The sequence below is a fragment of the uncultured Roseovarius sp. genome, from assembly GCF_913057115.1.
Classification (GTDB): Bacteria; Pseudomonadota; Alphaproteobacteria; order Rhodobacterales; family Rhodobacteraceae; genus Roseovarius.
Genome location: NZ_CAJXNN010000019.1, coordinates 1 through 19,545, shown reverse-complemented (window position 1 = coordinate 19,545; position 19,545 = coordinate 1). Strand labels below are relative to the sequence as shown.

Here is a 19,545-nt window from a genome sequence, read left to right as displayed (position 1 = left end):
GTTACTCTTTTTCCATGGTGCATTGCAGCGGGTGCTGGTGCTGGCGTGCGAAATCCATCACCTGCGCCACCTTGGTCTCGGCAATCTCATGGCTGAAGACACCGACCACGGCCACGCCCTTTTTATGCACAGTCAGCATGATCTCGAAGGCCTGCGCGTGGTTCATGCCGAAAAACCGCTCCAGCACAGCCACCACGAATTCCATCGGCGTATAGTCATCGTTCAACAGCAAAACCTTGTAGAGCGGTGGCCGCTTGGTCTTGGTACGGGTTTCCACCACGACCGAGGTATCATCCCCGTCGTCCCCCATAGGCCCTGCCGTGATCACCTGATGCTGGCTCATGCTCAACGCGCTGTCTCAACCCTGTGTCGTGACCTGCATATATAACTTAGATACGAGCCGTGAAAAGGGGCGTTTCGCGATGGATTTTCGCTCAAAACGGCACATCATCCGCGCCGGTGACAAACCGCGCCACAACCTTTTTCACGCCCGCCTTCTCGAAATCAATCTCCAGCTTGTCCCCCTCGATCCCGACAATCGCGCCATAGCCGAACTTCTGGTGAAAGACCCGCTCGCCCATGGTGTGGGAACTCACCGCCTGCGCGTCGATCACGCTGGATTTGCTTTCGCGGGGTTGGGAAATGGGCCGCTCGCCTGCGCGCGACTGCATCCGCCGCCAGCCGGGGGAGTTGTAGACATTGGCCTCCGCCGCCATCTGCTCAAGCCCCGATTGGCCGATCCCACCCGCGGCACCATAGCCCCCGCCATATAATCCCGGCGGGGTCAGAACCTCGACATGCTCCTCGGGCAACTCATCAATGAACCGGCTCGGCATCTGGCTTTGCCACTGGCCATAGACCCGCCGATTGCCGGCGAAGGAAATGGTGCAAATCTCTTCAGCCCGGGTGATACCCACATAGGCCAGTCGCCGCTCTTCCTCCACGCCCTTGAGGCCGCTCTCGTCCATTGAGCGCTGCGAGGGAAAGAGGCCATCCTCCCACCCCGGCAGGAACACGGCGGGAAATTCCAGCCCCTTGGCGGCGTGCAGGGTCATAATGCTGACCTTCTCGCCCTGCTCCTCGCTCTCATTGTCCATGATCAGGCTGACGTGTTCGAGGAACCCACCAAGGTTCTCGAACTGCTCCAAGGCCTTCACCAGTTCCTTGAGATTCTCCAACCGCCCCGGCGCTTCGGGCGTCTTGTCGTTTTGCCACATCTCGGTATAGCCGGACTCATCAAGGATGATCTCGGCCAGTTCCACATGGCTTAGGTCCTTATCCCCGGTCATCCGGCCCCAGCGCGACAGGTCCACCACCAGCTTGCCCAGCGCATTGGCCCCCTTGCCCTTGATCGCGCCCTGCTCCACCGCCAAGGCCGCCCCATCCAGCAAGGACACACCATTGTCCCGCGCAATCCGCTGAATGGTCTGCTGCGCCTTGTCACCAAGCCCGCGCTTGGGCGTGTTCACGATCCGCTCAAAGGCCAGATCATCCGAGGGGCTGACCACCAGCCGGAAATAAGCCATGGCATCGCGGATCTCCATCCGCTCGTAAAACCGTGGCCCGCCGATCACCCGATAGGGCAAGCCGATGGTCAAGAACCGGTCCTCGAAGGCCCGCATCTGGTGCGAGGCGCGGACAAGAATCGCCATATCATCCAGCCCAAAGGCGCGCATCCCGCGCGTGCCGCGCTGCATGGACTCAATCTCTTCGCCGATCCAACGCGCCTCTTCCTCGCCATCCCAATGGCCGATAAGGCGTACCTTCTCACCCTCGGGCGCTTGCGTCCAAAGCTCCTTGCCCAAGCGCCCCTTGTTACCGGCAATCACCCCACCAGCCGCGGCCAAGATATGCGGGGTTGAGCGGTAATTCTGCTCCAGACGGATCACTTCCGCCCCGGGAAAATCCTTTTCGAACCGCAGGATATTGCCCACTTCGGCCCCGCGCCAACCATAGATCGACTGGTCATCATCGCCCACACAACAGATGTTCTTGTGCCCACCCGCCAAAAGCCGCAGCCAGAGGTATTGGGCGACGTTGGTATCCTGATACTCGTCCACCAGAATGTATCGGAACCACCGCTGATACTGCGCCAGAATATCCTCGTGGGTCTGGAAAATCGTGACCATGTGCAAGAGCAGGTCCCCGAAATCCACCGCGTTCAGCTCACGCAACCGCGTCTGATACTGCCGATACAGCGCCGGGGCCTTGCCATCAAAGGCGCTCGCCTCACTCGCGGGCACATTATCCGGCGTCCAGGCCCGGTTCTTCCAATTGTCGATGACCCCGGCCAGCGCCCGCGCGGGCCAGCGTTTATCGTCAATCCCCGCCGCTTGGATCAACTGTTTCAGCAGCCGGATTTGATCGTCGGTATCCAGAATGGTGAAATTTGATTTCAGATCGACCAATTCCGCATGGCGGCGCAAAAGCTTCACACAGATCGAATGGAAGGTACCCAGCCACGGCATCCCCTCCACCGCCTCGCCCAGCGTCCGGCCCACGCGCATCTTCATCTCGCGCGCCGCCTTGTTGGTAAAGGTCACCGCCAGAATTTCATTGGGGCGCGCCGTGCCAGTGTTCAGCAAATGCACAATCCGCGTGGTCAGGGCCTTGGTCTTGCCCGTGCCCGCCCCGGCCAGCATCAGGACCGGGCCCTGCAAAGCCTCAACCGCCGCGCGTTGCTGCGGATTGAGGTCATCCAGATAGGGCATCGGCCGCGCCGCCATGGCCCGCGCCGCAAGGCTCGCTCCTTCAAAGGCGTCGGATTCGTCAAAACTGCTCATGGGCCGAAGATAGCGCGGCTTAAAAATGAGTTAAAGAGAATGTTCAGGGAATGTTCCCATGTGTCGCGAAATATTCTGCCCGCCACTCTCCTCTAGACAATTTCCCCCAAACCCGCACAACTACCGCCATGAGCCTCGACGCCAAATACCCCGCCCTCACCGACCTGCGCGCCCATGCCAAGCGCCGCATCCCCCGCTTTGTCTGGGAATACCTCGACAGCGCCACCGGAACCGAGGCCACGCAGTCACGCAACCGTAGCGAACTCGACAAGGTCACCCTCATGCCCTCCATCCTGCATGGCGAGGTGACCTCCGATCTTTCGGCAAACCTCTTGGGCCAAACCTATCCTTTGCCCTTCGGCATCGCGCCCGTTGGCATGTCGGGCATGGTCTGGCCCGGCGCCGAGGGCATGCTGGCCCGTGCCGCCGCCAAGACCGGTATCCCCTATGGCCTCTCGACCGTGGCAAGCCAAACCCCCGAAGACCTCTCGGGCGACATCGGCCAGCACGCGTGGTTCCAGATGTATCCGCCACGCGACCCCGAGATTCGCCAAGACATGATGGACCGCGCCAAGCGCGCCGGGTTTTCCACCCTGATCCTCACGGTCGATGTTCCCATCCCCAGCCGCCGGGAGCGGCAGGTGCGCTCGGGGCTGACCCAACCGCCGCGCCTCACCCCGCGCCTCTTGGCCCAAGTGGCGCGTTGCCCGGCATGGGCCATGGGCATGGCGCAGCGCGGCATGCCGCGGATGCGCCTGATCGACGAATACGCCGGGAAAACCTCGGGCTTGCCGTCGAACAAACACGCCGGATACCTGCTGCGCACCGCGCCCGATTGGGATTACCTGCGCTGGCTGCGCGAGGCCTGGGATGGCCCCTTCGTGATCAAGGGCGTGCTGTCTGCCGACGATGCCAAGGCGCTTGAGGCCGAAGGCGTCGACGCCATCTGGATTTCCAATCACGCAGGCCGCCAATTCGACGCCGCCCCGGCCACCATCGAAATGCTGCCCGCCATTCGCGCGGCCACTTCCCTGCCGGTGATCATCGACGGCGGGATCGAGACGGGCCTCGACATCCTGCGGGCCTTCGCCCTAGGGGCGGATTTCGTGATGATGGGCCGGGCGTGGCACTATGCGCTTGGTGCCTTGGGCGAAGACGGCCCCGCGCACCTTGCCCACATCCTGGCTCAAGACCTGATCGCCAACATGGGCCAACTGGGGCTGACCCGACTGCACGATGTGCAGGACAAGCTGATCAAAACCCATTGATCCAAGCAGCGCGCCGTTTCCATCAAAGCCCCCCTGCGTAAAGGGGTATGCCGGGACAGGATGAGGCGCAGCATCGCACCATCCTGTACAACTTGTACATCTTCAAACGAAAACCCCCCGAGGTCTGTACAGAACTCGGGGGGTAAACGTACAACTTGTACAGACGTCCTAATTGTTGTCGCGTTCGGCTTCCAAGGCACGGTAGCGGGCGACATTCTCATTGTGCTCTGTCAGCGTTTCGGCAAAGGCATGGCCATCACGAGGATCCAGCGTTTTGGCCACGAAGAAGATGAAATCCGTGTCCAGTGGGTTGACCGCTGCCTCGATGCTCGCCCGCCCCGGATTGGCAATCGGTGTTGGCGGCAAACCGTCAATTACGTAAGTATTCCAAGGGGTTTCAGCCCGAAGTTCACTCCGCCGCAGCCCTCGGCCCAACACGCCTTCACCCTCGGTAATCCCGTAAATCACGGTCGGATCGGTTTGCAAACGCATCCCCTGCCGCAAACGATTGGTGAAAACACTGGCGACCTGCCCGCGCTCACTTGGCACCCCGGTTTCCTTCTCGATGATCGAGGCCAGTATTAAGGCCTCATACGGTGACTCAAGCGGTATCCCCTCGGCCCGGTTCTGCCAGGCGGCGGCAAGGATAACATCCTGCGCCTGCCGCATTCTTTCGATCACGCTGCCGCGCGTATCGCCCTCGCGCACCTCATAGCTATCGGGCGCAAGGCTCCCCTCTGGCGGGGTTTCGTTAACCTCTCCCGCCAGAACGTCGACCGATTGCAATCCATTGACGATCTGCCAACTGGTCACCCCCTCGGCCACCGCGATCCGATAGCGCGTATCGGCTTTCTCACGCACATTTTCAAAGATTTGCGGGGCCTCATCCTCGCCGGGCGTAAACTCGGCCTTCTCGACATAGCGGTTCGTGGCCGGGTCCAACTCGCGCACCTCGACTTCCGAACTGGTGACACCGATTCGATAAACCACCTCGGTGCCACAGGTGCTGGCCCCACCGCGCGTGACGATATCGGTGATCTCGCGCATGCTGGCGCCCTCGGGGATAAGCCAACTACCAGCCTTCAACAGGCTGGTTTTATTGGAATAGTCCGCCCCGACCCGGAATATCGTCGCATTGCTCAGGGCACCCTGAGCCTCCAACTGGCGAGATACGGCGCGCATGTTGCTGCCCCGCTCGACCCGCAGGCAGATCGGCTCGTCCAGCGGCCCCTGCGCGGTATATTCCGACTGCCCCCAGAGGATGACACCCCCCAGGAGGAAGACCAAAACAACAAGGAAAGTCAGGAAGTTAGAGGCAATATGCCGCCACATCAGCGCAATTTCCCGACGCAGAGCGAGGCATTGGTCCCACCAAACCCAAAGCTATTGGACATCGCCACGTTGATCTCCCGTTCCCGCGCCGCATTGGGCGCAAGGTCCAGCGGAGTCTCCACCGCCGGGTTATCAAGGTTGATGGTCGGCGGCGCCACCTGATCGCGCACCGCGAGGATCGAGAAGATCGCCTCGATCGCGCCCGCCGCCCCCAACAGGTGCCCAGTCGAGGATTTCGTCGAGGTCATGGTCGCCTTGCTCGCCGCCGCGCCCAAAAGTCGCTCAACCGCTTGCAATTCAATGGTATCGGCCATGGTCGAAGTGCCATGCGCGTTCATGTAATCCACTTGCCCCGGGTCGATTTCCGCGTTTTTCAAGGCCGCCTGCATGGCCCGGAAGCCACCATCGCCATCCTCAGAGGGGGCCGTGATGTGATAGGCATCGCCCGACAGACCATAGCCCAGAACCTCGGCGTAAATCTTGGCCCCGCGTGCCTTTGCGTGCTCGTATTCCTCCAGCACGACAACACCCGCACCCTCGCCCATGACAAACCCATCCCGATCTTCGTCATAAGGGCGGCTGGCCGCTTTCGGATCATCGGCCCGCTTGGTCGACAGGGCCTTGCAGGCATTGAAACCCGCAATCCCGATCTCGCAGATCGCCGCCTCGGCCCCACCGGCCACCATCACATCGGCATCACCGTATTTGATCAGCCGCGAGGCATCGCCAATCGCATGCGCACCGGTCGAACAGGCCGTCACCACCGAATGGTTCGGCCCCTTGAAGCCATAGCGGATGCTCACCTGACCACTGATAAGGTTGATCAGCGCACCGGGAATAAAGAACGGCGAGACACGACGCACCCCCTTGTCACGGATCAAAAGCGTGGTCTGTTCAATCGACTGCAAGCCACCAATGCCCGAGCCCAGCATGACGCCCGTGCGCAGAAGGCTTTCCTCATCCTCCGGCGTCCAGCCCGCATCGGCAACGGCCTGATCTGCCGCCGCCATGCCATAAAGGATGAAATCATCCACCTTGCGCCGTTCTTTCGGAGCCATGTGATCGTCGGCATTGAAGGTGCCATCGCTGCCATCACCAAGCGGCACTTCGCAGGCGTATTTCGTTGCTACGTTCTGAGGATCGAAACGGGTGATCGTTCCCGCCCCCGATTGCCCGTCCAGCAAGCGCTTCCAGCTTTCTTCGACCCCCGACGCCAAAGGCGTGACCAATCCAAGGCCGGTAACAACGACACGACGCATCCTGCTGCCCTCTCAACAATTTCCTCGGCTGCTCATAGCGCGCCTTGCCCCCGGGGGGCAAGCCCAAGCAGGCCCCGCAAGCGGGGCCATGCCAGTGTTTCTCGCCATGCAAGCAGGCGCAGCAGAGTTACTGGAACTCGGCCGTGGGCTCAGGGGCCGCCTGCGCAAGGCTCAGCACCTCTTCCAAATCCACATCGCGCGACAGAAGCGCACGACCAATCAGCGTACCAGCCACGTTCGGCACATACTTGAGGCGCGAGACATCATCGGCGCTGCGCACCGTACCGCGTGCGATCACCGGGTGATGGGTCTGCGCGGCCAGTTGGGTAATCACCCCAAGGCTGCCATCGGTGTCTTCGATATCTGCGTCGATATCGGTCACGATAATTCCAGCCAGTGGCGCATCGTCAAACGCCTTGATGTAATCCTCGGGCGTGAACGCCGATTGCGATTTCCACCCTTCGGTCATAACCGCGCCGTTGAAGACATCCACCGCCAGAACGATCTGATCGGGGAAATACTTGGCCAATTCGCGCAGCAAATCCGGGTCATGCGCGGCCATCGTGCCGATAACGATACGCCCCGCGCCTTTATCGATCCAGCGTTCCACCGCATCGCGCGACCGGAACCCGCCGCCCAATTGCACAGGGATGCCCGCCGCACGGATGATCTCTTCCAACAGTTCGGCGTTGTCGCCGTCACCTGCCAAGGCGTTGATATCAGTGACATGCATCCATTCGGCCCCGGCAGCGGCAAAGCCACGCGCGGTTTCCACAGGGTCCACATGCCAGATCACGGGTTCTTCCAAGCGGCCCCGCGTCAGCGAAACACATTTACCGTTATGCAGTTCTAGGGTGGGATAAATGATCATTCCAGCCGTGCCTTTCCATCGCATCGCCCTCCGCGCAAATCTTCGCGGCCAGTATCGATTCTGGAGTGTCTCACACATCAACGGTTGTACCAAATCGGCATGATGCAGCCAATTCGCGCCGTTCCTGAGCAGCAAAAACGAAAAAGGCCCCCGCCATCCGGCAGGGGCCTTTCAAAAAACGACGTGAAGCCTGTCTTACGACGCTTCGTTGATGAACTTCACCGCGTCGCCGAAGGTCTGGATGGTTTCGGCCGCGTCATCGGGGATCTCGATGCCGAACTCTTCTTCGAAGGCCATGACCAGCTCAACGGTGTCAAGGCTGTCAGCGCCCAGATCGTCGATGAACGAGGCGTTCTCGACCACCTTGTCCTCTTCAACGCCCAGATGTTCCACAACGATCTTTTTCACGCGATCTGCGATGTCGCTCATGTCTAAATCCTCATTTTCTTTTCGAACCGTTCGGCTCGTTTTCCGCCCCTGCCCTCGCCGGGAAGCGGGTTTGCTAATGCCCGTCCGGGCGGCTCTGACTGCCCATTTTCAGGGCACACCGGGGTCGGAACGGACCCACCGCCGGCGAATGTGCGCCGCCTATAGCACATGGCGCAAGAATGGCAAATGCTTTCCAGACAAGGCCTGCACGGGGCAGGCCAAGGCCACCTACACCATGGCCATACCGCCGTTCACATGCAAGGTCGCACCGGTGACATATCCGGCCTCGGGGCTTGCAAGATACAACACTGCCGCCGCAATTTCCTCTGGCGCGCCCATGCGTGCCGCCGGGATCTTGGCGTTGATGGCCTCTTTCTGGTCATCGGTCAGCTTCTCGGTCATGGCCGTCGCGATAAAGCCGGGCGCCACGGCATTGGCGGTGATTCCCCGGCTCGCGACCTCGTAAGCGATGGACTTGGTCATTCCCACCATGCCCGCTTTCGAGGCAGCATAGTTCACCTGCCCCGGATTGCCCGTGGTACCCACGATCGAACTGATATTGATGATCCGGCCCCAGCGCGCCTTCATCATCGGCCGCATGACCCCTCGGCACAGCCGCATGGTCGAGGTCAGGTTCACATCAATCACGCTCTGCCATTCCTCGTCCGACATGCGCATGAAAATCTGGTCTCGGGTGATCCCGGCGTTGTTCACCAGAATATCCAAGGCACCCATCGCCTCGATCGCCTGCTTGGGCAAGGCATCCACGGCCTCGCCATCGCTCAGGTTACAGGGCAGAACATGCGCCCGCTCGCCCAATTCAGCGGCCAAAGCCTCCAACGGCTCCACCCGCGTGCCCGAAAGCCCCACGGTCGCCCCCGCCTCGTGCAGCGCCTTGGCAATCGCGCCGCCAATACCGCCCGAGGCCCCGGTGACCAGCGCGCATTTTCCTGTCAGATCAAACATTTCGAATTCCCTTGTCTTGTCGGTTCAGCCGTTCAAGGCGTCTTTGGCCGCCGTCACATCGCCCGGCGTGCCCAGGTTGCGGCAGGCAACGCTGCGATCAATCCGCCGGATCATCCCCGAAAGCGCCTTGCCCGCGCCAATCTCCCACACCTCGGTCACGCCTTGCGCTGCCATGTACAAAACCGATTCGCGCCAGCGAACCGATCCGGTGACCTGCTCCACCAGCAGCGTGCGAATCTCGTCCGGGTCGCTCACCGCCTCGGCGCGCACATTGGCCACCACCGGCACGGAGGGGGCCTTGATCTCGACCGCCGCCAAGGCCTCGGCCATCACATCCGCCGCAGGCTGCATCAAGGCGCAATGGAAGGGCGCGCTTACCGGCAACAGCATGGCGCGCTTGGCCCCCTTTTCCTTGGCCAGCTCCACGGCCCGCTCCACCGCGGCCTTATGGCCCGAGACCACAACCTGCCCCGGATCGTTGTCATTCGCCGCTTGGCACACCTCGCCCTGCGCGGCCCCTTCGGCCACCTCGCGCACCGCCTCCAGATCGAGGCCCAAAATGGCGGCCATGGCCCCCTCGCCCACGGGAACGGCTTTCTGCATGGCCTCGCCGCGCGTCCGCAACAGCCGCGCGCAATCGGCCAGGCTCAAGGCCCCCGCCGCCGCCAGCGCGGAATATTCCCCAAGGCTATGCCCCGCGACCATGCTGGCCGCGTCAATCCCGATGCCCTCGGCCTCCAAGGCCCGCATCGCCGCCAGCGAGGTCGCCATCAAAGCAGGCTGCGCATTCTGGGTCAGGGTCAGCTCCTCCTGCTCCCCCTCCCAGATCAGCGACGAGAGGCTTTCGCCCAAGGCTTCGTCCACCTCATCGAACACGGCCCGGGCCGCCGGATAGGCCTCGGCCAGCTCCTTGCCCATGCCGATGGTCTGTGCCCCCTGACCGGGAAATACGAATGCGCGGCTCATCACTGTCCCTCTTCTCATGGCTTTGCCCTTCCCCCGATAGCGCGCCTCGCCGCGCGAGGCAACGCACAAACCCGGTTGGGCATAGATGCACGCCGCCTGTGCAAAGGTCGCCATTGTATGCCCCGTGCAGCGGGATACCATTCATCCCACAGATAACGGTCAGGATTCCCCAATGCCCCTCGGCAACACCCCCACCGCCTATGGCGCAGTCACCAAGACCTTTCACTGGCTCACGGCGCTTGGCATTTTTCTGGCCTTGCCCTTGGGCTATTTCGCCAATGATCTTGCCCACGCAATTGAGAACCCCGAGATTGCAACCACCGATGCGCAGGTGGCCCGCGCGGCCCTGCTATTCTCGCTGCACAAGACAATCGGTCTGACCGTGTTTTTCGTGGCCCTCGCCCGCATCCTCTGGGCGCTGACACAGACCAAACCCGGCTTGCTGAACGGCGACACGGTTCTGGAATCACGCCTCGCCGAAGTGGTCCACTGGCTGCTTTACGGCTCGCTCGTCGCCGTGCCGCTATCGGGCTGGGCGCATCACGCCTCCACCACCGGCTTTGCCCCCATCTGGTGGCCCTTCGGTCAATCCCTGCCCTTCGTGCCCAAGGATGAAAGCGTCGCGCAAATCACCGCCACCCTGCACTTCGTGCTGCAATGGGTGCTGGTCGGCGCGCTGGCCCTGCACATCGCCGGCGCACTCAAACACCACGTGATCGACCAAGACGCCACCCTGCGCCGGATGCTGCCGGGGCATACGCCGGCCCAACCCACCGCCAAACAACCCGGCCACGGGTTGCCCCTATTGGGCGCACTGGCGGTCTGGGCCCTGGTACTGATCGGGGCCAATTCCCTTGGCTGGTTCAAGGTTGACTCCACCGAACAGGCCCCCGCGCAAGCCCTCGCCTCTGTCGAAAGCGACTGGACGGTCGAAAACGGCACACTGCAAATCACCGTCGTCCAAATGGGCTCCGAGGTCACAGGCAGCTTCGCCGACTGGACCGCCGACATCAGCTACGAGGCGGAGGCCGAAAACCCCAAGGGCGATGTGACGGTCACCGTCTCGATTCCCTCGCTCACCCTCGGCTCCGTCACCGATCAGGCCATGGGGCCTGAGTATTTCAACGCCGAAGCCCACCCCACGGCCACCTTCAAAGCCGAGATCATCGAGGCCGAAGGCCTCATTGCGGAAGGGACGCTGACCATCAAGGATCAATCGGTGCCCGTCGAAATGCCCTTCGAACTGGCCATCGAAGGCGACACAGCCACCGCCACGGGGAGCCTGACCGTTGATCGCCGCGCCTTCAACATCGGCGGCGAGGCCACGGATTCTCTCGCGGCCAGCGTCGATATCCGCTTCGAATTAACCGCCACGCGGGACTAGCCGCTTGATCCCCTGCCCTACGCAGGCGATAGTTGCCCGAAACAGGCTTTGCAGGGGACAGGCATGAGCGGATTGATGGCACTTCTGGACGATGTGGCAGCCTTGGCCAAACTGGCCGCCACCTCGGTCGATGACGTGGCAGGCCAAGCCGCCAAGGCCGGATCGAAAGCCGCAGGCGCGGTGATCGACGACGCCGCCGTCACCCCCAAATACATGCAAGGGTTTTCTCCCGCCCGCGAATTGCCCATGGTCTGGCGCATCGCCCGCGCCTCGCTCTTCAACAAGCTGGTGTTCCTGCTGCCCGCCGGGCTGGCACTTTCGGCCTTCGCGCCATGGATGATCCCGCCCCTGCTGATGCTGGGCGGCGGCTATTTATGCTTCGAAGGGGCCGAGAAAATCGCCCATGCCCTTGGCTTTGGCAAAGGCCACGGGGGACCGGACGGCAGCCATGCGGAAGGCGACAAAGCCCATCTTGAAGAAGAGAAAGTCGCCGGGGCCATCAAGACCGATTTCATCCTCTCCGCCGAGATCATGACCATCGCCCTCGCCGCCATCCCCGAAAGCAATTTCTGGATGGAAGCTGCCACGCTGGCCATGGTGGCCGTGGGGATCACCGCGCTGGTCTATGGTGCGGTGGCGTTGATCGTGAAGGCCGATGACGCGGGGCTGTTCATGGCCGAAAACGGGCGGTTGGGCCTGACGCGCGCCTTGGGGCGCGGCATTGTCCGGGCCATGCCGGGGTTCATGAAGCTGCTGATGATCGTCGGCACCGCCGCGATGCTTTGGGTGGGTGGGTCGATCATCCTGCACGCGCTCGACCAAATGGGCTTTCCGGCGCTTTACGACTGGATTCACCACGTGGCTGTCGCCGCCGCCGAAGGCAAAGGCGATTGGTCGGGGGCCGTGGAATGGGGCGTTACTGCCGGCTTGGACGGGCTCTTCGGTCTCGCCCTCGGCATCGTGCTGATCCCCATCGGCGTGAAATTCGTCAAGCCGCTCTGGACGCGGATCACGGCCACAGCCTGAAAGCTCCCCCATCCGTAGGGTGCGCATGCATGCGCACCGCCCTTTTGCAACCTCTCATCGCGAAAAAGCCCGTAAGGGCTGATGAGCGCCAACCCGGCCCGCCAACAAGAAAGGGCCTGCCGAACCGGCAGGCCCTGAAATAGTCCGAGAGTGAGACCTTACTCGGCTTTCATCGCCTCGATCGAGATCATCACCTCAACCTCGTCGCCCACCGCCGGAGCAAATTTGCCAAGGCCGAAGTCCGACCGCATCAGTGTCGTGGTGGCATCGAACCCGGCCCAGTCCTTGTTCTGCATGGGGTGCGAGGCCGCTTTGTTCAGCTTGGCGTCAAGAACAACCGATTGGGTTGTGTCGTTCACAGTCAGATCACCGGTGATCTTGGCGGTATCCTCGCCCGTCACCTCGATACCCGTGGAGGTGAAGGTGATCATGTCGCCCTCGCTCGCGCCGAAGAAGTCGTCCGACATGAAATGCTCGAACCGCTTCTCCCAGCCGGTCAGCATCGACATGGTCGGCATCGACACGGAAACCGACGAGGCCGCCGGGTCTTCCTGGTCGAACATGATCTCGCCCTCAAAGCCCGAGAACATGCCGTAAGTGGTCGAATATCCGAGGTGATTATAAGAAAAAACAACTTGGCTGTGGCTCGAATCCAGAACGTATTTCTCCGGTTCCGCCACGGCTCCGGTTGCGGTCAGGGCAAGAACTGCCGCCGTCGCGAGCGCTGTGTTTTTCATTTGAGGTGCCTCCTGGCTTTAAAAAATACAAACCTTAGAATGGAGCACCTACCCCGATAAACAATCCCGCAAGGTCAAACATAATCTGTTATCTGGCGAACATTGCGCCACCGACCCGCGGACGGGCCGCAGATCAGGCCGCCTGGGGCAAAAGCCCGCGCAGGGCCTTTTCGGTCTCGGCATCGGGCAAGCGGATCGAAACGATCTGCTGGCCCGTCGCATCACATGCGGTCAAAGCATGCCCCTCAAGCGACACCTCCGACAGCGCGTCAAGGTCATAAACCTCGCGCAGGCGAAGGTTGCCGCAGGCATCCGTCGTCACGACACGCAACTGCCGGTTCAATGTATCAAGATGTACCTCGGGCATGTCCTCGGTCTGATCCAAAGCGCTGATCAGCATCAGCCCGAGGCCCAGCATGCACACCGACACGAAGAGTTTGATCATCTGCATCGCCGCGTCGCCCGCGGGCACGGCCCACATGCCAACCGCGGCCATCAACAGGGCCGTCCCGACACCCATCTTGATCCCACGCTTCAGGGCACAACCCACCGACGCCCTGCCGCGTGAAAGGCGATCCTCGGAAAAGGTGTTCGGGCCATCTGGAAAAGCAACCATCGTCGTCCCCTCCTCGTCTTGCTGTTTCTTGTCCTCGCTGCCCAATCTCTTCGCGAAAACGGACAAGAATACGGCAGGGCCAAGGTTTCTTTTCGCACCGGACTGGCCTCTTGCACCGCGCTGCAATCCATCGTAAAGACACGCTTCCTTTCGCAGTTTTTCATGAACCGCGCAGTCTCTCGTGGACGGGTCGCGGAAGGATGCAAGACCCGCCTTTGAAATGCGCCCAGACAGAAGTGGAGATAACATGCCGCTCTACGAGCATGTTTTTATTTCGCGTCAGGATTTGTCCAACGCGCAAGCTGAAGGCCTCATCGAACATTTTGGCACCGTGCTGTCCGACAACGGCGGCAAACTCGTGGATAGCGAGTACTGGGGCGTCAAAACCATGGCCTACAAGATCAACAAGAACCGCAAGGGCCACTACGCCTTCCTGCGCACCGACGCACCCGCCTCGGCCGTTCAGGAAATGGAGCGCCTGATGCGCCTGCACGACGACGTCATGCGCGTCATGACCATCAAGGTCGACGAGCACGAGGAAGGCCCCTCGGTCCAGATGCAGAAAAAAGACGACCGTGGCGAACGCCGCGAACGTCGTTGATCATCGCTTGAAGAAAGGACACTAACCCATGGCTGCAAAACCGTTTTTCCGCCGCCGCAAGGTCTGCCCCTTCTCGGGCGACAATGCACCCAAGATCGACTACAAGGACACCAAACTGCTGCAACGCTACATCAGCGAACGCGGCAAGATCGTGCCCTCGCGCATCACCGCCGTCTCGGCCAAGAAGCAGCGTGAACTGTCCCGCGCCATCAAGCGCGCGCGCTTCCTCGCCCTGCTGCCCTACGCCGTGAAGTAAGGAGAGAGCATCATGCAAGTTATCCTTCTCGAACGCGTGGCCAAACTGGGCCAGATGGGCGACGTCGTCGACGTCAAGCCCGGCTTTGCGCGCAACTTCCTGCTGCCCCAGGGCAAGGCCCTGTCAGCATCGGATCAGAACATCGCAGACTTCGAAGCCCGCAAGGCGCAGCTCGAAGCCCGCAACCTTGAAACCAAGAAAGAGGCCGAAGCCCTGGCCGCGAAGATCGACGGTCAGCAATTCGTCGTGATTCGCCAAGCCTCCGACGGCGGCAGCCTCTACGGCTCGGTCTCAACCCGTGACGCCGCAGCCGTGGCCAAAGAGGAAGGTGTGACTGTTGACCGCAAGCAGGTCATCATCCGTCAGCCGATCAAAACCCTCGGTCTGCACGAGGTCGAGGTGCACCTGCACCCCGAGGTCGAGGCCGTGATCACCCTCAACGTCGCCCGTTCTCCCGAAGAGGCCGAGCTTCAGTCCACCGGCAAATCCATTCAGGACGCCGCCGCCGAGGCCGAGGCCGCCGCCGACTACGAGATCGCCGAACTCTTCGACGATATCGGCTCCGCCGCGTCGGACGACGAAGAACTGGCCGAAGCCGTTGAAGAAGTCCTGCCCGAGTCCGACGAGGACGAAGAGAGCAAGCAAGACTGATCTCAGTCCAGAAACAATCACGAAAGGCCGCGCAAATCGTTTTGCGCGGCTTTTTTTATGATCCCGCGCCATCTCGACAGCGATTTATAATGCGTGTTAACGTCTTGGGGCGCAATAATTTGTATAGTCGCGTATCAGTAGTCGACGTCACCGAATGCAAGGGTTACCATGAACACAGTTAGTATTGACAAAGCCATCGGCGCACGCATCCGTACCTACCGTAAAGCGCTGGGGCTCAGCCAGACAGACCTTGCCAAAGAAATTGGTATCACGTTTCAACAGGTCCAAAAATACGAAAGCGGTGCCAACCGCGTCGCCGCGTCCCGACTTTGGGACATCTCCGATGCACTGGGAATTTCGGTTCTGTCGCTTTTTCAGGACATCGGTGAAGACGGCGGCGATGGGCCGGGTACACCGCTTGAACTGCTCGATCTGTACACCGCCATGCCCGCGACACGACGGGTCGAGCTCATGACATACGCGCGGCAGCTGTCTCAGAAACTGCAAAGCTCCGCCTCGCCATAGGAATGCAACCAACCTCCGATGATCAAGCCCACGAACCTCGTCGATATCGCCAGCACCCCGGGCAGGCAACGTGATTACGTCGCGCACCTGAAAACGCTTTGCGACAGTCTCGGCGTGGAACACGCAACGTATTTTTCGGCCAATCCCATCTCGGGTACGATGCACGGCTTCACCACCTACCCCGACGCGTGGAAAGCGCACTACGTCAGCGAGGGCCTGCAAACCCACGATCCGACCCTGAGTTCAGCGGCGCGGTCCGTGGCCCCGGTTGATTGGAAACGGCTGGATCGCAACGACGCCTTCGGTCGCGTCTTCCGCGATGCCAATGATTTTGGCCTGCCCAATCAAGGGGTCACGGTCCCGATCCGCGGCCTGTTCGGTGAAATCGGCCTGCTCTGCGCCTGCGCCACCATGTCCTCCAACGAATGGACCAAGTTGCGCCGCGACATCACCGGGGATCTGCTCAGCAACGCGGTTCACCTGCACGACACGGTGATGAATTCCGACCCGCTTCTGCGCGCCTTGCGCCAACCCAATCTTTCCAGCCGCGAGATTGAAATCCTGCAATGGGTCGCCGCGGGCAAGTCACAGCAGGACGTGGGCGACATCCTTTCAATCTCGCCCCGCACGGTCGAGGTGCACCTGCGCTCCACACGCGAGAAGCTCTGCACCATCTCCACAGCACAGGCCGTGGGACGCGCCGTCAGCCTCGGGATCATTCAACCCGGCTGACACCGGCACGGCGCGCCGCAAAAGGTAGTGCAACCCCAAGTAGTTGACTTATCCACAGTCGCACGCCGAATCCATGTTTTCGCGCACTTGCATACGGGATTCCCCCAATACCGCCTCGCATCGCTGGTGCTATTCTCGGACCAATACTAATAAGCCGAGGAAGCAAGACCATGATCTTAGTTATCGACGCTCTGAACCGGCATCGGTTCGGCTCTGTTCTGGACGACATGTACAAACTTCGTGCGCGCGTCTTCAAAGACCGCATGGGATGGGACGTCAAAGTGCGCAACGGACGTGAATTCGACCTGTTCGACGATCTTGACCCCGCATATCTTGTCGCGCTGGACGACGACTATCAGGTCGTCGGATGCAACCGGATGCTGCAAACCACGGGCCCGCACATGCTGGCCGACGTGTTCCAGGACATCCTCTGCGGCGAACCGCCCCTGCGCAGCGCCACGGTCTGGGAAAACACGCGCTTTTGCATCGACACCGACCGCATCAAGCGCAAGAACGATGGGCGCAGCGTTTCCTATACCGCCTGCGAACTGATGGCCGGGATCGCCGAATACGCCTATGACTCCGGCATCTCCGATGTGATCTCCGTCGTCGACCCGGCGATGGACCGTATCCTCAAGCGCAGCGACAATGCCCCCTGCGACTATATCGGCAAAACCGTGCAGATGGGCAAAACCAAGGCGCTCGCCGCTCTCAGCGACATCACAGAGGAACGGATCAACCGCATCCGCGCCTTCGCAGGTATCACCGGCAACATCTTCGCGGACGAGAATACCGTTGCCGAAGCCCTCGCCGCACGGGGTAAAGGCCCGGACCTCTCACCCGACCTGACCGATTACTGCGACCAGCAAATCTCGGATGCCCGCACCGAGAAAGAAAGGGAAGCGGCCCTGGCCCTGCAACGCACGCTCCGCAGCGCCTTCAGCACACAACCAAACTGCGACGCTTAACGGCACCCCCCCGACGTCGCAGTTAGCAAAAGGGCCGCCCATTAGGCGGCCCTTTTCATCTCGCATAGGTCAAGAGAACGCTTATTCGGCGTCCATCTCCTCGATGGCTTTCTCCAGATCGTCCTTGCTGACCTCTTTCTCGGTCACAGAGGCCAACTCAGCCACATAGTCAATGACCTTATCCTCGAAGATCGGCGCGCGCAGCTGCTGACGCATCTGCGGGTTGTTCTGCACGAACTCGAAGAACTGACGTTCCTGACCGGGGTACTGACGCGCCTGTTCCATGACCGCCTGGGTCATTTCCGCATCGGTCACCTCAACCTCGGCCTTCTGGCCCAGTTCAGCCAAAAGCAGGCCCAGGCGCACCCGGCGCTCGGCCAGCTTGGTGTGCTCCTCGGTGGGCTCGATCTCGGGATGATCGTGGCCCTCGACCTCGGGGTTATCCTCGTGCCACATCTGGTGGGCAATCTGCTTGGCCTCGGCCTCCACCATGCTCGGCGGCAGCTCGAAGGATACCATCTTGTCCAGCTCGTCCAGCATCGCGCGCTTCATCACCGCACGACCCGCGCCGGCATACTCGGATTCCAGACGCTCGCGGATCTGTCCCTTCAGGTCGTCAAGGCTCTCGGCGCCATACTTGGTAGCCAACTCGTCGTTGATCTCGGCGGCGACGGGTTCCTTCACTTCCTTGACGGTACATTCGAAAACCGCGTCTTTACCGGCCAGATGCTCGGCCCCGTATTCCTCGGGGAAGGTCACCTTGACCTCTTTCTCCTCACCGGCCTTCACGCCAACAAGCTGCTCCTCGAACCCGGGGATAAAGCTGTCCGAGCCCAGCGTCAGCGGGTAATCCTCGGCAGACCCCCCTTCAAAGGCCTCGCCATCGACCTTGCCGACAAAGTCGATCACGACCTGATCGCCGTCTTTCGACTTGGTGCCTTTCTTGCGGTCCTTGAAGTCCTGCGCGCTCTCGGCCAGATTGCCAAGCGCCTCGTCAACAGCCGCATCGTCGGCTTTGACAACCATCTTCTCCAGCTTGATGGATTTCAGGTCCACCTCGGGGATATCGGGCAGCGCCTCATAGGTCATCTCGACCTCGACATCGTCGCCCTCTTGCCAATTCTCATTGGTCATCTTCACGGCCGGTTCCGCCGCCGGGCGCTCGCCGCTGTCCTCAAAGTGCTTCGACATCGCACCGTCAACGGCTTCCTGCATGGCCTCACCCAGAACACGCTGGCCGAACTGCTTTTTCAAAAGCGGCAGCGGCACCTTGCCCTTGCGAAAGCCCTTCATCTCGATGTCAGGCTGCGCGTCTTTCAGCTTGTCCATCACCTTGTCGTCAAGCTCCTGCGCGGTCAGAAGCAATTTATATCCGCGTTTCAGCCCTTCATTCAGGGTCTCGGTGACCTGCATTGTCGTCCTCTCATATGCATCGGGCCGCGGAGGCGTCCGCGGCGGTCAAAATCAAGCGCCCTTCTAGGGATGACACGGCAAAGGCGCAAGCAGAGTCTTGGGGCACAGCACAAACCCGCGCCAGTTCTCAGAATCTAAGAACGAAGGGACGCGCCCGACCCTGGGTGGGCGCACCACACCATCTGATTTCCGCCGCACGCTCAAAAGAAGAGATGTCGCGCATACTGCGCATGACCTCGCCAAAGCGCCCTCCCGGGGGGAGGGGTGAGAGGCGTCCCGGAAACGCTCCGGCGGAGCGTTTCAGCCTCGAACGCGCAAAGCGCCGGACGGGCGCGGCCCGGCCTTGCAGTCCGGGCCAAACTTATGGCCAAGCCCTCACTTCAACCGAAACCGATTGCGCAGGCCCAAGGCCAGCAGGAAGAAAAACACCGCCCCGAATACCGTCTGCAACCCTGCAAAATATTTCAGGCTAATCGGCAACCCCACCAAGACCTCCGCGAAAAACGCCCGCGACAACCCCAGAAACGCAAAGACATTCGCAAACGACAGGCCAATCCCCGACCACCCGGGCGAGGCCGCGACACGTTCGGGCACATCATGGCCCATCGGGGCCAGAAAATAGCCCCAGAACATCGCCGCCCCCAACGCCCAAAGCCCCGCCAAAACAGCCGCCGGGCGCATCACCGAAATCCCGCTATCGGCAAACTTGCGATAGAGAACGAAAAGCCCCGTCTCAAACCGCCCCGCCAGAGCCTCCTTGCA

General features: G+C 61.3%; 21 protein-coding genes. 9 read left to right on the top strand and 12 right to left on the bottom strand.

Annotation, left to right across the window (positions count from 1 at the left end):
• Nucleotide 1: 1 nt before the first annotated feature.
• Nucleotides 2–343 carry an ATP-dependent Clp protease adapter ClpS gene (clpS, locus tag QZ498_RS09625; protein ID WP_294621698.1) on the bottom strand — a complete coding sequence of 114 codons (342 nt, stop codon included), beginning with the start codon at nucleotides 341–343 and terminating at the stop codon, nucleotides 2–4.
• A gap of 91 nt (nucleotides 344–434) precedes the next feature.
• Entirely contained in the window at nucleotides 435–2,783 is a 2,349-nt protein-coding gene (locus QZ498_RS09620) for an ATP-dependent helicase (protein WP_294621696.1), read from the bottom strand.
• Nucleotides 2,784–2,911: 128 nt separating this feature from the next.
• On the opposite strand from QZ498_RS09620, the gene QZ498_RS09615 reads away from it, so the two are divergent.
• Nucleotides 2,912–4,051 carry an alpha-hydroxy acid oxidase gene (locus QZ498_RS09615; RefSeq protein ID WP_294621695.1) on the top strand — a complete coding sequence of 380 codons (1,140 nt, stop codon included), beginning with the start codon at nucleotides 2,912–2,914 and terminating at the stop codon, nucleotides 4,049–4,051.
• A gap of 168 nt (nucleotides 4,052–4,219) precedes the next feature.
• Here QZ498_RS09615 and mltG read toward each other — a convergent pair whose 3' ends face one another.
• From mltG to fabD, 6 genes are all read right to left on the bottom strand, one after another.
• A complete protein-coding gene (gene mltG, locus QZ498_RS09610) occupies nucleotides 4,220–5,383 on the bottom strand; it encodes an endolytic transglycosylase MltG (RefSeq protein WP_294621694.1) in 1,164 nt (387 codons plus the stop codon).
• Entirely contained in the window at nucleotides 5,383–6,642 is a 1,260-nt protein-coding gene (gene fabF / locus QZ498_RS09605; protein ID WP_294621693.1) for a beta-ketoacyl-ACP synthase II, read from the bottom strand. The genes mltG and fabF overlap by 1 nt, the downstream gene beginning before the upstream one ends.
• 127 nt (nucleotides 6,643–6,769) lie before the next feature.
• Entirely contained in the window at nucleotides 6,770–7,513 is a 744-nt protein-coding gene (locus QZ498_RS09600; protein WP_294621692.1) for a 1-(5-phosphoribosyl)-5-[(5-phosphoribosylamino)methylideneamino] imidazole-4-carboxamide isomerase, read from the bottom strand.
• 195 nt (nucleotides 7,514–7,708) lie between these two features.
• Nucleotides 7,709–7,942: an acyl carrier protein gene (locus QZ498_RS09595; protein WP_294621691.1), complete on the bottom strand. Its 234-nt coding sequence runs from the start codon at nucleotides 7,940–7,942 to the stop codon at nucleotides 7,709–7,711.
• Between the two features lie 228 nt (nucleotides 7,943–8,170).
• Entirely contained in the window at nucleotides 8,171–8,908 is a 738-nt protein-coding gene (gene fabG / locus QZ498_RS09590; protein ID WP_294621689.1) for a 3-oxoacyl-[acyl-carrier-protein] reductase, read from the bottom strand.
• Nucleotides 8,909–8,932: 24 nt separating this feature from the next.
• On the bottom strand, nucleotides 8,933–9,874 hold the full coding sequence (gene fabD, locus QZ498_RS09585) for an ACP S-malonyltransferase (RefSeq protein WP_294621688.1): 942 nt from the start codon (nucleotides 9,872–9,874) through the stop codon (nucleotides 8,933–8,935).
• Between the two features lie 172 nt (nucleotides 9,875–10,046).
• On the opposite strand from fabD, the gene QZ498_RS09580 reads away from it, so the two are divergent.
• Nucleotides 10,047–11,258: a cytochrome b/b6 domain-containing protein gene (locus tag QZ498_RS09580; RefSeq protein WP_294621687.1), complete on the top strand. Its 1,212-nt coding sequence runs from the start codon at nucleotides 10,047–10,049 to the stop codon at nucleotides 11,256–11,258.
• A gap of 63 nt (nucleotides 11,259–11,321) precedes the next feature.
• Complete coding sequence (locus tag QZ498_RS09575) at nucleotides 11,322–12,284, top strand: DUF808 domain-containing protein (protein ID WP_294621686.1); 963 nt, start codon at nucleotides 11,322–11,324, stop codon at nucleotides 12,282–12,284.
• Between the two features lie 158 nt (nucleotides 12,285–12,442).
• Here QZ498_RS09575 and QZ498_RS09570 read toward each other — a convergent pair whose 3' ends face one another.
• Complete coding sequence (locus QZ498_RS09570; protein WP_294621685.1) at nucleotides 12,443–13,021, bottom strand: YceI family protein; 579 nt, start codon at nucleotides 13,019–13,021, stop codon at nucleotides 12,443–12,445.
• Between the two features lie 133 nt (nucleotides 13,022–13,154).
• Nucleotides 13,155–13,637, bottom strand: a complete 483-nt coding sequence (locus QZ498_RS09565; RefSeq protein ID WP_294621684.1) for a hypothetical protein — start codon at nucleotides 13,635–13,637, stop codon at nucleotides 13,155–13,157.
• Between the two features lie 247 nt (nucleotides 13,638–13,884).
• Here QZ498_RS09565 and rpsF point away from each other — a divergent pair, with 247 nt between their 5' ends.
• The 6 genes from rpsF to QZ498_RS09535 all read left to right on the top strand — a co-directional run bounded on the left by rpsF (nucleotide 13,885) and on the right by QZ498_RS09535 (nucleotide 17,370).
• Complete coding sequence (gene rpsF, locus QZ498_RS09560) at nucleotides 13,885–14,238, top strand: 30S ribosomal protein S6 (protein ID WP_294621682.1); 354 nt, start codon at nucleotides 13,885–13,887, stop codon at nucleotides 14,236–14,238.
• A 28-nt stretch (nucleotides 14,239–14,266) separates the two neighbouring features.
• Nucleotides 14,267–14,494 (top strand): 30S ribosomal protein S18, encoded by a 228-nt coding sequence (rpsR, locus tag QZ498_RS09555; protein WP_058291462.1) that lies wholly within the window; start codon nucleotides 14,267–14,269, stop codon nucleotides 14,492–14,494.
• Nucleotides 14,495–14,506: 12 nt separating this feature from the next.
• The gene (gene rplI, locus QZ498_RS09550) at nucleotides 14,507–15,145 is read left to right on the top strand and encodes a 50S ribosomal protein L9 (RefSeq protein ID WP_294621681.1); all 639 of its coding nucleotides are present in this window, start codon (nucleotides 14,507–14,509) and stop codon (nucleotides 15,143–15,145) included.
• A gap of 168 nt (nucleotides 15,146–15,313) precedes the next feature.
• Nucleotides 15,314–15,670 (top strand): helix-turn-helix transcriptional regulator, encoded by a 357-nt coding sequence (locus tag QZ498_RS09545; RefSeq protein WP_294621680.1) that lies wholly within the window; start codon nucleotides 15,314–15,316, stop codon nucleotides 15,668–15,670.
• An 18-nt stretch (nucleotides 15,671–15,688) separates the two neighbouring features.
• The gene (locus tag QZ498_RS09540; protein ID WP_294621679.1) at nucleotides 15,689–16,402 is read left to right on the top strand and encodes a LuxR family transcriptional regulator; all 714 of its coding nucleotides are present in this window, start codon (nucleotides 15,689–15,691) and stop codon (nucleotides 16,400–16,402) included.
• 170 nt (nucleotides 16,403–16,572) lie between these two features.
• Nucleotides 16,573–17,370, top strand: coding sequence for an acyl-homoserine-lactone synthase (locus QZ498_RS09535; protein ID WP_294621678.1), 798 nt, complete (start codon nucleotides 16,573–16,575; stop codon nucleotides 17,368–17,370).
• Between the two features lie 81 nt (nucleotides 17,371–17,451).
• On the opposite strand, the gene tig is transcribed toward QZ498_RS09535, so the two are convergent.
• Nucleotides 17,452–18,783 carry a trigger factor gene (gene tig / locus QZ498_RS09530; RefSeq protein ID WP_294621676.1) on the bottom strand — a complete coding sequence of 444 codons (1,332 nt, stop codon included), beginning with the start codon at nucleotides 18,781–18,783 and terminating at the stop codon, nucleotides 17,452–17,454.
• Between the two features lie 375 nt (nucleotides 18,784–19,158).
• On the bottom strand, nucleotides 19,159–19,545 hold a 387-nt coding region (locus QZ498_RS09525), incomplete at its 5' end, for a hypothetical protein (RefSeq protein ID WP_294621675.1).